Below are 13,916 nucleotides of genomic sequence, written 5' to 3' on the forward strand. Positions count from 1 at the left end.
CGCGCCTCAGCGCACGGGCAGGAACTGCATGAAGGGCCCCGCCACCAGTCCCTGCCCGTACCCGATGAAGGAGCGCCTGTAGCGCTCGGTGGTGTAGTTGGCGATCAGGTCCAGCCGGCCGATGATCTTGCCCATCTCACGCTCGAAGCTGAGGTTGCGCGCGTCGTCGCCCAGGTGGTTGGACAGCAGCAGCGGCCCGCCTGCGGCATTGCGCCGTGAGTTGAGTATCCAGTTGGCCACTTCCACGTTGCGTGCGGCGTTGTAGATCAGCTGTGGGTCCAGCCCATGGACCAGGGTGAAGCTGGTGCGCCCGCCGTGGGCTGTGATGATGGTGTCGGCCAGCGCATGGACGAAGGCGGCCACGCGGTCGCCCTTGAAGTCGGGCTGCAGCGCCAGCGAGAGCGCGGCCACGTCCTGGGCGCCGCGCAGGTCGGCCCAGGGCTGGCGCTCGGTGATGGCGATGCGCACGTAGGCGGATGCGGCCTCGCGGCTTTCGGCGGTTTTCTTCCATTCGGCGGGGTTGCGCAGGTACAGCTTGTCCATGATGCGCATCAGGCTGTCCAGGTTCTCCTTCATGGCCAGCGTGGCCATGCGGTTGCTGTCGGACTGCACGATTTCGCTGGGCTCGAACGAGGCGCCCTCCACCTTGCCGCGCGGCGCGGGCGTGTCGGCACAGCCCGCTGTCAGCAGCAGCGCCAGCACCGGCGCCAGCACCGGCGCCAGGCGGCGCGCCGCACCGCCTCCCGGTCGGGGCCGGCTGTCGTTCACCCCGGCTCTGCGGCCGGCCTCCCCTGGCAAGACAAGCTCAATAGTCATCCCGGAACGATAGCAGCGCACTACCGGGGCGCCGAGGCCCGATGCCCTGTCTTACATGCCCTGGCGCCGGCAGCGTCAACCTCCCGTCAGGCAGCGTTGCTGCACCATCCAGTCATCCAGTCATCCAGTCATCCACTCATCCACTCATCCACCACCGCCCCGGTGCTGCGCCAGCAGGTGGCCGAGGATCTTCCAGGTCTGGGGCTGTTCCACCATGGGCACGGGAATGCGCAGCATGCTGCCTGCGGCCTGCCTGGGCGAAAACAGCAGGCCCGGTGCCAGCAGCAGGCCCTGCGGCGCGGCATGGCGGGCCAGCACCTCCGAGTCCACGCCGCAGTCCACCCAGGCGAACATGCCGGCCTGCGGTTCGTGCGGGGCCCGGCAGTCCAGGGCTTCGAGCATGCGCAGGCAGCGGTTGCGCGCGCGGTCCACGCGCTCGCGCAGGCGGTCCACATGCTTGCGGTACTGGCCATCGGCCAGCACGCGGTGCACCACCTGCTCGCCCGGCAGCGCCGTGGTCAGCCCGCCCAGCAGCTTGAGGTCGGTCAGCCGCCGTATCAGGTCGGTGTGTGCCGCCACATAGCCCACGCGCAGGCTGCCGGCCAGGGTCTTGGAGTAGCCACCCACCAGGAGCACGCGCTGCAGCCGGTCCATGGCGGCCAGGCGCACGGGCACGCCGGGCAGGAAGTCGGAGTAGGTGTCGTCCTCGGCCAGGTAGAAGTCGTGGCGCTCGGCAATGCGCAGCACCTCGTGGGCCACGCCGGCCGACAGGGTCTGGCCCGTGGGGTTGTGCACGGCCGTGTTCAGGATGAAAAGCCGGGGCTGGTGCTGGCGGGCCAGCCGCTCCAGCGCCTCCACATCGGGGCCACCGGGCAGGCGGGGCACGCCGACCACGTTCACGCCCAGGGCGTTGAGCCGGCCGAAGATGAGAAACCAGCCCGGGTCTTCCACCAGCACCGTATCGCCGGGCCGCACCAGGCTGCGCACGATCAGGTCCAGGCCCTGGGTGACGCCGGCCACGGTCATCAGGTGGGCCTCGGGGTGGGCGGGCACGTCCTGGGCCTGCAGCACCGAGGCGATCTGCTGGCGCAGCGGCAGGTAGCCCTGGGGCACGCCGTAGGTCAGCAGGCTCGGCCCCGTGCTGCGGCCCACGGCGCGCAGGGCCGAAGCCAGCATCTCCTGGTCCAGCCATTCCGGCGGCAGCATGCCCGCGCCACCCGAATGCTCCATGCCCTCGCGGAACATGCTGCGCAGCAAAAAGGCGGTATCGAAGGCCGCGCCCTGCTCCAGCGTAGGCAGGGCATCGCTGGCGCGGGGCGCCGCCTGGGCCGCGCGCCGGGCGCTGACGAAGACGCCCGAGCCGCGCCGCGAATGCACCAGGCCCTGGGCGGCCAGCCGGTCATAGGCCTGCACCACGGTGTCGCGGCTCACGGCCGCCTCTTGCGCCAGCGCACGCACTGAAGGCAGGCGCGATCCCGCTCGCAGGCCGTGGTGGCGGATCAGGCCGCCGTAGTGGTCCACCAGCTGGTCCACCAGCGAGAGGTCGGAAGACCGCAGCGGGCGCCAGGGCGCAGCGGCCTGGAAAGCCGTATCTGAGGATGCGCGCGGTGCCTGCGGTGTATTCGGCGTGGCGGCCGGATCAAGTGTCAGGGTCATGATGGCAGGCCAGTTGGCAAATTGTTCTGACAAAGTGTACTGCTACTGTACCGAACACTGCCATTAGCATGGCCTGACGGCGCCGCGGCCTGCGGCATGCGCAGACAGGGCGCCGGATTCCCTGTCATGCCTGTTGCCACCATGCCCTTCGATACCGCCCACACCTCGTTCCTGCTGCCGCTGGCCATGTTCTCCTTCGTCAGCTCCGTCACGCCCGGCCCCAACAATGTGATGCTGACGGCCTCGGGCGCCAGCTTCGGCTACCGCCGCACGGTGCCCCACATGCTGGGCATCACCCTGGGCGTGGTGGTCATGGTGCTGCTGGTGGGCGCGGGCCTGGGCGCGGTGTTCCAGCGGCTGCCGGTGATCTACACCGCGCTCAAGTACCTGGGCGCGGCCTACCTGGTCTGGCTGGCCTGGAAGATCGCGGGCAGCGGCGGCATCGACGGCGGCAACGCGGGAGCCCGGCCGTTCGGGTTCTGGCAGGCGGCGGCCTTCCAGTGGGTCAATCCCAAGGCCTGGATCATGGCCATCGGCGTGATTGCCACCTACACGCCGCGCGAGGATTTCTTCATCAACCTGGTGCTGGCCGCGCTGGTGCTGGGCATCGTGAACTATCCCAGCGTCAGCGTCTGGACGCTGTTCGGCAGCGCCGTGGGGCGCGCGCTGCGCTCGCCGCAGGCACTGCGCCGCTTCAACTGGGGCATGGCGGCCCTGCTGCTGCTGTCGCTGTACCCGGTGCTGGCAGATTCACACGCCTGATTCAAACGCCTGATCCACGCGGCTGCTTCATGCGGCCGATGCCCCATCCAGCGCCAGTATCTGCTGCGCCAGCGCGGCGATGCTGGCCTCGCTGAGGTCGTCGGCCTGCACTCTGCGGCGCGTGCGCCACTGCGTGAAATGCCGCTCCTGCGAGCGCTCGTAGTGCGGGTCGTAGTGCTGGGCCATGAGCTCGGAGAAAAGCGGCGAGAGGCTGCGCTCATGCGCCCAGGCCTGCCAGCGCGAGATGGTCTCCTTGCCCTGCAGCTCCTTGAGCCAGCCCAGCTTGTCGGCCAGCGTCTGCGGATCGTCGCCCAGGTAGGCGTAGTCGCGCAGCAGGTAGGCCAGGCGCGCCTCGGGCGTGGCATCGAGCGCAATCACGGGCGACTGGCGCATGTGCTCGACCAGCACCAGCGGCAGGGACACGCGGCCGATCTTGGCGCTCTCGCCTTCCACGTACACGGTGCGCGACGGATCGAAACTCTCCAACTGCTGGGCCAGCAGCGTCTCGAAGTATTTCTGGCTGGGCTGCTCCACGCCGGGCAGGTTGCCCAGCAAGGAGCCCTTGTGACTGGCATAGCCCTCCAGGTCCAGCACCTGCTCGCCGGCCTCGGCCAGGGCGTGCAGCACGCGGGTCTTGGCGCTGCCGGTGGCTCCACACAGCACCTGCAGGCGCAGCTGGGGCACCAGGCGGTCGATCAGCTCGATCACATGGCCGCGATAGGACTTGTAGCCGTTGGCCAGTTGCTGAGCATCCCAGCCGACCAGGCGCAGCCAGGTGACCATGGAGCCGCTGCGCAGGCCGCCGCGCCAGCAGTAGACCAGCGGCTTCCAGTTGGCGGGCTTGTCGGCGAAGGTTTCCTGCAGATGGCGCGCCAGGTTGGCCGAGACCATGGCCGCACCCAGGCGCTTGGCCTCGAAGGGGCTGACCTGCTTGTAGATGGTGCCGATCCGGGCGCGCTCCTCGTTGTCGAGCACGGGGCAGTTGATGGCGCCCGGAATGTGGTCCTGCGCGAATTCGGCAGGCGAGCGGGCGTCGATCAGGGTGTCGAACTGGTGGCGGTCGGCGATGCGGATGGGCTGGCGGTGGGACACGGGCAAACGGTGATCTGGCGATCATGCGGGAGGCAGAAACAACCGGCGCCATGGCCTCAGGGGCTCATGGGCCGGCACCGGAACCAGGAAAGTGGATCGAGCCTCGACACGCACCGGCCCGCCCCGCTTCGCGCCCTGCTTGCGCGAGCCGGGCACGCGGCCGACCTTGGAAGCGGGGATTCTCGCACGCCCGACATGCCCGCGCTCGGCTGTCAGGGCTAGGCAGTCAACGCAAGGCAGCGGCGATCAGACCCTGCACGGCGGCCACGCGCTGCACCTGCTGGGGGCTGTCGTAGTTGCCCATGAAGACGGCATACACCAGTGAATGCTGGGGCACGACCACCAGCCGCTGGCCGCCCAGGCCGATGGCCATGTAGTACGCCAGGCCAGCGCGGGTCTGCCCCACGTACCAGTGGTGGCCGTAGCGCAGGCCGGGCCAGGCGTCCACGCGCGGCTGAATGGATTGCACAATCCAATGCCGAGGTACCAGCGCCCGGCCTTGCCATTCGCCCTGCTGCAGCACCAGCTGACCGATGCGGGCCAGGTCCCGCGCCCGCAGGCGCAGGCCAGAGGCGGCGGCCGCCTCGCCGTTGGTGCCAAGCGTCCACTCCGCCTTGTCGATGCCCAGCGGAGCAAACAGCTTGTGCCGCGCATAGTCCAGCAGCGGCATGCCGCTGCCCTGCGCGATCAGATGGCCCAGCAGGGCCGTGGCCCCGCCGCTGTAGCACCAGCGTTCGCCAGGCGAGGCGACGATGGGCTGCTCCAGCACATAGCGGTAGCGGTCGCTGCTGCGCTCCATGGCGATTTCGCTGTTGCGCGGGTCGGAATACGGAAGGTCCTCGTCCCATTGAAGGCCCATGGTCATGCCCAGGGCATGGGAGACCAGTATGGCGCGCCGGCCCTCATCGGCCGCCAGATCGCCGTAGGCGGGAAAGGCCTGGACCAGGGGCGTGTCCAGCGCGGGCACCTTGCCCTCGGCCAGGGCCATGCCGTACAGCAGGCCGACGACGCTCTTGCTGACCGAGCGCACATCGTGCAGGGAGTCGGCGTTGAAGGCCACCTTGCCCAGCGGCTCGCCCCAGCGTTCGTCCTCGCCCTCGAAATAGCGCTCCAGCGCCAGCCGGCCGTGGCGCATCACGACGACCGCGTGCAGGTTCGCCAGTTCTCCGCTCTGCACGCCCTGGTCCAGGCGTTCGCCCAGGTCCTCGGCCAGGCCAGTGCCGGTGCCGGCGCCGGTGGAAGAGGCACCGCCCTGCCCCACGCTGGCACAGGCCGTGCAGCCCAGCGTCGCCAGGGCTGCGCCCGTCTGCAGCCATCTGCGCCTGTCGGTGCGAAAGGCGTTGTTTGTCATGTCCCTCTCCCTTGCTTAGCTAGTTAGTTACTTAGTTGCTTACGTACTTACCGCTTGGGCGAAGACCCGCTGCCGCGCGGATGGATCAGCATGCGGTCGCCGCGTATTTCCACATCGAACTGGCGCAGGAAGTTCTGGCCCAGCAGCGCATCCCTGTCCGTGCTGCCGGTATAGCCCGTGCCCACGCGCAGGCCGCTGACCACCAGGGAGGCCACGCGCACCTGCTCAGCCACCACCATGCGGCCGTCGCGCTCGCCATTGGCGGTGCGAAAGCGAACCGGCTCGCCGCCGTCCAGGCCTGCGCGCTCGGCCAGCGGCTCGGTCACGCCGACCATGCTGGCGCCCGTGTCCACCAGGAACATGACGGGCTGCCCGTTGACGGCCCCTTCCACGCGGAAATGCCCGTCGCGGTCACGCGCAATGGCCACCGTGCCATCGGCCTGGACCTTGACGCCGGCCGGCTTCAGGTACATCTGCATGGCCCAGTACAGCACGCCCATGACCAGCAGCCAGAACAGCAGAAAACCCAGCATGCCGCGCCGGGCGACGGACTGGACGCTGGGCTCGGCGGCCGGGGCGGAGGAAGCGGACGGATCGGACGGAGGCGGCGTGGATTTGAGGCGCATGGCAATGCAGACGGGATCGGCGATGGCAGCACGGTGGCTGCACGGCGGCAGTCGCCCATTCTGCCTGCGGCCCTGCCCCGTCACGGGCAAGCCAATAGCCGCTACAGTGGGCGCCTTCATCACAGCCCGCTCCTGCCATGACCACGACCGCGCAGCCGCCCTTTGTCCTTCACTACATCTTCGACCCGCTGTGCGGCTGGTGCTATGCCGCCGCGCCCCTGGTCAAGGCCGCGCGCAGCGTGCCCGGCGTCACGCTGCAATGGCATGGCGGCGGCATGCTCACGGGCGCCCACACCCGCACCATCACGGCCGACTGGCGCGGCCACGTGATGCCGCACGACCAGCGCATTGCCGAGATGACGGGCCAGCCCTTCGGCACGGCCTACTTCGACGGCCTGCTCAACGACCTGGGCGCCGTGCTGGACTCCGAGCCGCCCACCACGGCGCTGCTGGCCGCCGAGGAACTGGCGGGCCGGGGCCTGGACATGCTGGCGCGCCAGCAGCAGGCCCACTATGTCGAAGGCCGGCGCATCAGCGATCCGGCCGTGCTGCTGGAACTGGCCCGGGACCTGGGCCTGGACGTGGCGGCCTTCACCGACGCCTTCCAGCGCCTTTCGGGCGCCGCAACCCAAGCCCATATCGCCCAGTCGCGCGAATGGCTGGACCTGGCACAAGGCCAGGGTTTCCCGACCTTCGCGCTGGAGTTCGACCACCCCGAGGCAGAGCAGCCGGGCCAGCGCGCCATCCAGCGCATCGACATCGGTCCCTGGCTGGGAGATGCCGATGGCTGGGCGCAGCAACTGGGCGAGTGGGTGCAGCAGGTTGCGGCCATCACCGCCGGCGAGCAGACCGCGCCCCAAGGCGAGGATTGCGGGCCCGATGGCTGTGCGCTGCCCAAGAGCTGATCCCTCAACGACCAGCAAAGAAAAAACCGCGCCTGGCGCGGTTTTTTCATGGAGAGCGGGCGCCCGTCAATCCATCTTGGAGATCATCACCTCGCCAAAACCAGAGCACGACACCTGGGTGGCGCCGTCCATCAGGCGGGCGAAGTCGTAGGTCACCTGCTTGCTCTGGATGGCCTTTTCCAGCGCGCTGATGACCAGGTCGGCCGCCTCGCGCCAGCCCATGTGGCGCAGCATCATCTCGGCCGAGAGGATTTCGGAGCCCGGGTTCACATAGTCCTTGCCCGCGTACTTGGGGGCCGTGCCGTGCGTGGCCTCGAAGCAGGCCACGGAGTCGGACATGTTGGCGCCGGGCGCAATGCCGATGCCGCCGACCTGGGCGGCCAGCGCGTCCGAGATGTAGTCGCCGTTGAGGTTGAGCGTGGCCACCACCGAGTACTCGGCCGGGCGCAGCAGGATCTGCTGCAGGAAGGCGTCGGCAATGGAGTCCTTGATGACGATGTCGCGGCCCGTGCGCGGGTTCTTGAACTTGAGCCAGGGTCCGCCGTCGATGGGCTGGGCGCCGAACTCGCGCGCGGCCAGCGCGTAGCCCCAGTCGCGGAAGCCCCCTTCGGTGAACTTCATGATGTTGCCCTTGTGGACCAGGGTCACGCTGGGCTTGTCATTGTCGATGGCGTACTGGATGGCCTTGCGCACCAGGCGCTCCGTGCCCTCGATGGACACTGGCTTGACGCCGATGCCCGAGGTCTCGGGGAAGCGGATCTTCTTGACGCCCATCTCCTTGACCAGGAAGTCGATGAGCTTCTTGGCGTTGTCGCTGCGGGCCTCGTACTCGATGCCCGCGTAGATGTCCTCGGAGTTCTCGCGGAAGATGACCATGTTGGTCTTCTCGGGCTCCTTCAGCGGCGAGGGCACGCCCTTGAAGTACTGCACGGGGCGCAGGCAGACGTAGAGGTCCAGCTCCTGGCGCAGCGCCACGTTCAGCGAGCGGATGCCGCCGCCCACGGGCGTGGTCAGCGGGCCCTTGATGGAGACCACGTACTCGCGCAGGGCCTGCATGGTTTCCTCGGGAAGCCAGACATCGGGGCCGTAGATGCGCGTGGATTTCTCGCCCGCGAAGACCTCCATCCACTGGATCTTGCGCTTGCCGCCATAGGCCTTGGCCACGGCGGCATCCACCACCTTGATCATCACGGGCGTGATGTCCACGCCGGTGCCGTCGCCTTCAATGAAAGGAATGATGGGCTGGTCTGGCACGTTCAACGACATGTCGGCGTTGACAGTGATCTTCTGGCCCTCGGCCGGCACCTGGATGTGCTGGAAGCGGTTCATGGGGACGGGTCTCCGTTGGCTGGTGCACGAGGCAAGAGTGAATGCCCGGATCGGGGCACGAATTTGGTGCAGAAAATTCTAACGACAATCGGGCCGCCCTCCTGTCAACGGCGATACAGTAAACGCGTTGAGCATGTGCGGTGCATCAAGAATTTCGCACCGTTGTCTGATTCAACTTGGCTTCTACCGCTTTTCTAGGAAATGGCATATATGAAAAAACTCCTCGCTGTCCTGATCGCCGGTTCGTTTGCCGCAGGCGCCTTCGCACAGGCCGCCGCAGCACCCGAAGCGCCGATGTCGGCTCCCACGGCCGCTTCCGCAGCTGCTCCCGCTCACACAGCCAAGAAGGCCAAGGTCGCCAAGAGCGGCAAGCACTCCGGCAAGAAGCACGCCAAGCGCTCCACGAAGAAGGCACACAAGGCCGTGGCCTGATCCATGCCGCGGGATGCCAGCCGGCATCCCCTCAAAAAAGCCCGCAAGTCAGCAATGCACTGCGGGCTTTTTGCCGCCCGCCCGGCCATGATGGCCCGGCCAGGCCGATTTTTGCGTCCGGCCACGCGCCCCCTGCGACAGAATGTGCAAGATGACGAAGCCTTCGACACCCCTCCACACATCCCTTTCCCGCCGCGCGCTGCAGCGGTTGCTCATGGCCGCCTGCCTGGCTGGCGCCGCCGTATCGGCAGGCGCACAGCCCCAGGGCAACCCCCAGATGAATCTGCGCCGCGTGGAGTTGACGGCCGGAATCCACCGCATCGATGCCCAGGTGGCCGCCTCGGACCGCGAGCGCGCCATCGGCCTGATGTTCCGCCAGGAAATGCCCCAGCAGGAGGGCATGATCTTCGTCTTCGAGGTGCCCGCCGTGCAGTGCTTCTGGATGCGCAACACCCTGCTGCCGCTGACCGCCGCCTTCGTGGCCGATGACGGCACCATCGTGAACCTGGCCGACATGAAGCCCATGACCGAGGACTCGCACTGCTCGGCCAAGCCCGTGCGCTATGTGCTGGAGATGAACCAGGGCTGGTTCGCCAAGCGCGGCCTGAAGGCTGGCGTCAAGCTGGGCGGCAGTCTGTTCACACCGACACCAGCCCCCAAGCCATAATCACGCCCCATGCAAGCGCTTCGCTCCTCGTTCTGGCTCACCCGGCTGATATTGGCCTGGTTTGCCGTGACGCTGGGCGTTGCCGTGGCCTCACCCCTGGTCCATCCCCAGGGATTCGAGCTGGTCTGCACGGCCAGCGGCGACGTCAAGCTGGTGGCGCTGGGCGACAGCGCAGCCCCGGGCATGGGCCACCACCAGCTTGACTGCCCCATGTGCCTGCCCGCCGGCGCACCGCCGCCGGCCCTGCCGCAGATGGCCGTGCCCCACCAGCAACCGCTGGCCCACGCACTGCTGCCACTGGTGGCGGCGCACATTGCCTCCGTCACACGCGCGCCGCTGCCGGCGCGCGGCCCTCCCCCGCTGACTGCCGTGTTCTCTTGAATCGCCGCCGGGCCTGCTGATGCGCGCCCGGCCCGCCTGTGCCGCGCCTGTGGCCCAGGACTGCGCCGCATGCGCGGTGCAAGACCCGGAGTCAGTTCGTGAATTCTTCCCCTTTCCCCGCGATGGCGGCGCCGGTGCGCGCATCCACGCACGCCTTTCGTCTCCATCCCCTTGCCACGGCGCTGTGCTGCGCGCTGGGCGCCGCATGGGCACCTGCCGCGCACGCGCAGGCCCTGGCCGAGGCGGCACTGCCCGCCGTCGAAGTCTCCGACCAGGCCACGGCCGACGCCAACGGCCTGCTGCCGCTGAACAAGACCGTGGGCACGGCCAGCCGCCTGGGCCTGACGGCGCGCGAGACACCGGCCTCGGTGCACATCGTGGACCGCGCCGCCATCGAGGCGCGCGGCGCCCAGGACACGCAGGAGATCCTGCGCTCCATTCCGGGCGTCACGGCCTACAGCCCGCCCGGCAACATCGGCATCAGCTACCGGGGCTTCGGCACGGGGTCGGTCAGCCAGCTGTTCAACGGCATCAATCTGCAATACTCCATTGCGGCCCGGCCCGTGGACAGCTGGATCTACGACCGGGTGGAGGCCATTGGCGGCGCTTCCGGCTTTCTCTACGGCGCAGGCGGCGTGGGCGGCACGCTGAACTACATCACCAAGCTGGCCCAGCGCGACAGCTTCACCGAAGGCCAGCTGCGCCTGGGCAGCTATGGGCTCAAGGAAGCCTCCGTCGGGCTGAACCGCCGCCTGGGCGATGCCACCGACATCCAGGGCACGCCCCATTACCTGCGCCTGGACCTCAACCACCGCGATGCCGGCAGCTGGGTGGGCGGCACGCAGTCGCGCTCCACGCAGCTGGCGGCCTCGCTGCTGTCCGACCTGGGTGGCGGCCTCACGCACACCCTGGCCTACGAAGCCCAGCATGAGCGCGTGGACCGCCCCTACTGGGGAACGCCGCTGCTCAACCCGCTGCGCGGCCAGGCGCGCATTGACGAGGCCACCCTCGGCAAGAACTACAACAGCGCCGACGGCCTGTATGCCCAGCGCGTGCAGTGGCTGCGCTCCATCACCGAATGGCGGGCCAGCGACCGGCTCAAGCTGAGCAACACCTTCTACGCCTATGACGCGCTGCGCGACTACCGCAACGTGGAGACCTACCGCTTCACGCCCGACAACAGCGCGGTGGTGCGCTCGGCCGCGCTGCTGCAGCGCCATGACCAGCGCATGGTGGGCGACCGCATCGAAGGCAGCTACCTGGGCGAGCTGGCCGGCCGGCGCAGCGAATGGGCCTTTGGGCTGGATGTGAGCGTGAACCGGCAGACGCGCTTTCCGAACAGCCTGTCGGGCACGGTGAGCACGGTCAATCCCTACGATTTCACGACAGAGAACTTCTACGACATTCCCGGTATGGCGCCCGGCTTCAGGCCCGACCGCGACAACAAGGTCACCACCACCGCCCTGTACCTGGAAAACCGCACGGCCCTCACCCCGGCCCTGCACCTGCTGACCGCCCTGCGCCATGAACGCATCGAGGTGGACCTGACCAACCGGCGCGATGTAACGCCCGCGCTGCCCGCCAGCTACAGCCGCAGCTATAGCCCGACGACCGGGCGCGTGGGCCTAGTCTGGGATGCCACGCCCGAGGCCAATCTCTACGCCCAGTTCTCCACGGCGGCCGATCCGCCGTCAGGCATGCTGATGGGCGCCTCGTTTGCCGACGCCATCAACAACACCGGGCTGACCACGGGCCGCCAGGTGGAAGCCGGCAGCAAGCTGTCGTTCTGGCAGGGCAAGGGAACGGCGGCGCTGGCGATCTATCACATCACGCGCCGCAACATCTCCACCCAGGACCCGCAGGACAGTACGCGCACGGTGCTGGTGGGCCAGCAGTCCTCGCGCGGGGTGGAGCTGTCCATGGGCCTGGCGCCCACGCCGCGCTGGTCGGTCCAGGGCAACTGGAGCCATGTGGACGCGCGCTATGACAACTACCAGCAAGGGGGCGTGTCCCTGGCCGGCAAGCGGCCCACGAACACGCCCGCCAGCGTGCTCAACCTCTGGACCAGCTACCGCATCACGCCGGCGCTGGAGGTCAACGCCGGGCTGCGCCGCGTGGGCGGTATCTATGCCGATGCGGCCAACACCCTGTCCTGGCCTGCCTACACCCTGCTGGACCTGGGCATGAGCTACCGCATCGACCCGCGCATGACCGTGATCGCACGGCTGCGCAATGCCACCGATCGTGTCTACGCCGCCAGCCTGACCAGCACCATGGCCTACCTGGGGGCGCCGCGCACGGCCGATATCACGCTGCGCGTGGCGTTCTGAGCGAGGGCCGCGCCATGCGCCTTCACCTCAAACGCTGGCTGTTCCTGCTGCACCGCTGGCTGGGCATTGCCGTGTGCCTGTTCTTTGCGCTGTGGTTTGTCTCGGGCATGGTGATGATGTACGTGGGCTACCCCAAACTCACCGAGGCCGAACGGCTGCGCCACCTGCCTCCGCTCGATGGCAACGCCGCCCTGCTCGCGCCCGCCGAGGCGCTGCGCGCGGCCGGCATCGACGGCCCGCTCAAGGACCTGCGCCTGCATGCCGGCAGCGGCGGCCGTGCCAGCTACCTGGCCACGCCCGAGGGGCGGCGCCAGCCCGTGGCCATTGATGCGGCCAGCGGCCATGTGCTGCCCGCCACCAGCGAGGCACAGGCCCTGGCCAGTGCCCGTGCCTTCGCGGGGGACGGCACGGGCCTGCACTACCTGGGCACGGTGGATGAGGATGCCTTCAGCCACTCGCGCGCGCTGGACATCCACCGCCCCCTGCACCGCGTGCAGATGGACGATGCCCAGGGCACGCTGCTCTACATCTCCGGCCGCACGGCCGAGGTGGTGCGCGATGCCACGCGCACCGAGCGCGGCTGGAACTACCTGGGCGCCTGGCTGCACTGGCTGTACATGTTCCGGGGCAATGCCTTTGATGGCGCCTGGGCCGACATCGTCAACGTGCTGTCGCTGGTCGGCATTGCCGTGGCCATCACCGGCACCGTGGTCGGGGTGACGCGCTGGCGGTTCAGGCAGCCCTACCGCAGCGGCCGGCGCACGCCCTACCCGGGCCGCGCCATGCGCTGGCACCATGTGGCGGGCCTGCTGTTTGCGCTGACCACGCTGGCCTGGATCTTCAGCGGCCTGATGTCCATGAACCCCTGGCGCCTGTTCGACACGGGCACACCGCCACTGCACATGGCCCGGTGGCAGCAGGGCCCGCTGCGCCTGACGGGGGACGACGCCACGCCGCAGTCGCTGATTGCCGCAGCGGGCGGCCCCGTGCGTGAACTGCGCTGGCTGCGCACCGCAGGCCGCACCGAGGTGCTGGCCCAGCCCGCAGCCGGTACGCCCCTGGTGCTGCACAGCGCCAGCGCCGCGCCCGTGGCCCATTCGCGCGAGGCCCTGCTGGACCGCGCGGCCGTGCTGATCGACGCACCCGTGCTGCGCAGCGAATGGCTGACCGCGCACGACCTGTACTGGTACGAGCGCGCCGAGCACACCATGATGGGCGGCCATGACAAGCCCCTGCCCGTGCTGCGCGTGGTCTTTGGCGATGCTGCGGCCAGCTGGGTGCACATCGACCCGCACACGGGCCAGGTGCTGGGCCGGCTGGACAGCACCCAGCGCCTCAAGCGCTGGCTGTTCGCCATGCTGCACAGCTGGGACTGGCTGCCGCTGCTGCAGCGCCGGCCGCTGTGGGATGCGCTGCTGCTGGCCTTCAGCCTGGGCGGCCTGCTGATGAGCGCCACGGGCGTGCTCATAGGCGTGCGCAGGCTGCGCCGCAAGCGCAGCCATCGCGCACAGGCATCGGCTTGCCTGGAGGCGCAGCCACATGGTTAGCCACCATACTGTATGCTTGCCG

13 protein-coding genes are annotated in these 13,916 nt (G+C 68.8%); 7 read left to right on the forward strand and 6 right to left on the reverse strand.

Annotated elements, in window-relative coordinates; translation table 11 throughout:
* Window positions 1-6: 6 nt before the first annotated feature.
* Together DELCS14_RS15545 and DELCS14_RS15550 are read right to left on the reverse strand one after the other, a co-directional pair.
* Window positions 7-798 (reverse strand): hypothetical protein, encoded by a 792-nt coding sequence (locus tag DELCS14_RS15545; protein ID WP_013802500.1) that lies wholly within the window; start codon window positions 796-798, stop codon window positions 7-9.
* A 162-nt stretch (window positions 799-960) separates the two neighbouring features.
* Window positions 961-2,472 (reverse strand): PLP-dependent aminotransferase family protein, encoded by a 1,512-nt coding sequence (locus DELCS14_RS15550; RefSeq protein ID WP_013802501.1) that lies wholly within the window; start codon window positions 2,470-2,472, stop codon window positions 961-963.
* A gap of 126 nt (window positions 2,473-2,598) precedes the next feature.
* On the opposite strand from DELCS14_RS15550, the gene DELCS14_RS15555 reads away from it, so the two are divergent.
* Window positions 2,599-3,234: a LysE family translocator gene (locus DELCS14_RS15555; protein ID WP_013802502.1), complete on the forward strand. Its 636-nt coding sequence runs from the start codon at window positions 2,599-2,601 to the stop codon at window positions 3,232-3,234.
* A 27-nt stretch (window positions 3,235-3,261) separates the two neighbouring features.
* Here DELCS14_RS15555 and mnmH read toward each other — a convergent pair whose 3' ends face one another.
* The 3 genes from mnmH to DELCS14_RS15570 form a co-directional block, all read right to left on the reverse strand.
* Complete coding sequence (gene mnmH, locus DELCS14_RS15560) at window positions 3,262-4,326, reverse strand: tRNA 2-selenouridine(34) synthase MnmH (protein ID WP_013802503.1); 1,065 nt, start codon at window positions 4,324-4,326, stop codon at window positions 3,262-3,264.
* 226 nt (window positions 4,327-4,552) lie between these two features.
* Complete coding sequence (locus DELCS14_RS15565; RefSeq protein ID WP_013802504.1) at window positions 4,553-5,677, reverse strand: serine hydrolase; 1,125 nt, start codon at window positions 5,675-5,677, stop codon at window positions 4,553-4,555.
* Between the two features lie 47 nt (window positions 5,678-5,724).
* Entirely contained in the window at window positions 5,725-6,303 is a 579-nt protein-coding gene (locus DELCS14_RS15570; protein ID WP_013802505.1) for a TIGR02281 family clan AA aspartic protease, read from the reverse strand.
* Between the two features lie 137 nt (window positions 6,304-6,440).
* On the opposite strand from DELCS14_RS15570, the gene DELCS14_RS15575 reads away from it, so the two are divergent.
* Window positions 6,441-7,208 carry a DsbA family protein gene (locus tag DELCS14_RS15575; protein ID WP_013802506.1) on the forward strand — a complete coding sequence of 256 codons (768 nt, stop codon included), beginning with the start codon at window positions 6,441-6,443 and terminating at the stop codon, window positions 7,206-7,208.
* Between the two features lie 66 nt (window positions 7,209-7,274).
* On the opposite strand, the gene icd is transcribed toward DELCS14_RS15575, so the two are convergent.
* On the reverse strand, window positions 7,275-8,537 hold the full coding sequence (icd, locus tag DELCS14_RS15580) for an NADP-dependent isocitrate dehydrogenase (RefSeq protein ID WP_013802507.1): 1,263 nt from the start codon (window positions 8,535-8,537) through the stop codon (window positions 7,275-7,277).
* 210 nt (window positions 8,538-8,747) lie between these two features.
* Between icd and DELCS14_RS15585 the strand changes: the two genes are divergently transcribed.
* The 5 genes from DELCS14_RS15585 to DELCS14_RS15605 all read left to right on the forward strand — a co-directional run bounded on the left by DELCS14_RS15585 (window position 8,748) and on the right by DELCS14_RS15605 (window position 13,894).
* Window positions 8,748-8,969, forward strand: a complete 222-nt coding sequence (locus DELCS14_RS15585) for a hypothetical protein (RefSeq protein WP_012205488.1) — start codon at window positions 8,748-8,750, stop codon at window positions 8,967-8,969.
* 214 nt (window positions 8,970-9,183) lie between these two features.
* A complete protein-coding gene (locus DELCS14_RS15590) occupies window positions 9,184-9,636 on the forward strand; it encodes a DUF192 domain-containing protein (protein ID WP_043796166.1) in 453 nt (150 codons plus the stop codon).
* 9 nt (window positions 9,637-9,645) lie between these two features.
* Window positions 9,646-10,017, forward strand: a complete 372-nt coding sequence (locus DELCS14_RS15595) for a hypothetical protein (protein WP_013802509.1) — start codon at window positions 9,646-9,648, stop codon at window positions 10,015-10,017.
* A gap of 122 nt (window positions 10,018-10,139) precedes the next feature.
* Entirely contained in the window at window positions 10,140-12,347 is a 2,208-nt protein-coding gene (locus DELCS14_RS15600; protein WP_013802510.1) for a TonB-dependent receptor, read from the forward strand.
* A 14-nt stretch (window positions 12,348-12,361) separates the two neighbouring features.
* Window positions 12,362-13,894: a PepSY domain-containing protein gene (locus DELCS14_RS15605; RefSeq protein WP_013802511.1), complete on the forward strand. Its 1,533-nt coding sequence runs from the start codon at window positions 12,362-12,364 to the stop codon at window positions 13,892-13,894.
* Window positions 13,895-13,916 lie beyond the last annotated feature (22 nt).

The sequence above is a fragment of the Delftia sp. Cs1-4 genome, from assembly GCF_000214395.1.
GTDB classification, from domain to species: Bacteria; Pseudomonadota; Gammaproteobacteria; order Burkholderiales; family Burkholderiaceae_C; genus Comamonas; species Comamonas acidovorans.

Coding starts and splice junctions, on each gene's coding strand:
- DELCS14_RS15575 (WP_013802506.1), top strand. CDS start 6,441: ATGACCACGACCGCGCAGCCGCCCTTTGTCCTTCACTACATCTTCGAC.
- DELCS14_RS15570 (WP_013802505.1), bottom strand. CDS start 6,303: ATGCGCCTCAAATCCACGCCGCCTCCGTCCGATCCGTCCGCTTCCTCC.
- DELCS14_RS15555 (WP_013802502.1), top strand. CDS start 2,599: ATGCCTGTTGCCACCATGCCCTTCGATACCGCCCACACCTCGTTCCTG.
- DELCS14_RS15590 (WP_043796166.1), top strand. CDS start 9,184: ATGGCCGCCTGCCTGGCTGGCGCCGCCGTATCGGCAGGCGCACAGCCC.
- DELCS14_RS15550 (WP_013802501.1), bottom strand. CDS start 2,472: ATGACCCTGACACTTGATCCGGCCGCCACGCCGAATACACCGCAGGCA.
- DELCS14_RS15605 (WP_013802511.1), top strand. CDS start 12,362: ATGCGCCTTCACCTCAAACGCTGGCTGTTCCTGCTGCACCGCTGGCTG.
- DELCS14_RS15600 (WP_013802510.1), top strand. CDS start 10,140: ATGGCGGCGCCGGTGCGCGCATCCACGCACGCCTTTCGTCTCCATCCC.
- DELCS14_RS15585 (WP_012205488.1), top strand. CDS start 8,748: ATGAAAAAACTCCTCGCTGTCCTGATCGCCGGTTCGTTTGCCGCAGGC.
- DELCS14_RS15595 (WP_013802509.1), top strand. CDS start 9,646: ATGCAAGCGCTTCGCTCCTCGTTCTGGCTCACCCGGCTGATATTGGCC.
- icd (WP_013802507.1), bottom strand. CDS start 8,537: ATGAACCGCTTCCAGCACATCCAGGTGCCGGCCGAGGGCCAGAAGATC.
- DELCS14_RS15565 (WP_013802504.1), bottom strand. CDS start 5,677: ATGACAAACAACGCCTTTCGCACCGACAGGCGCAGATGGCTGCAGACG.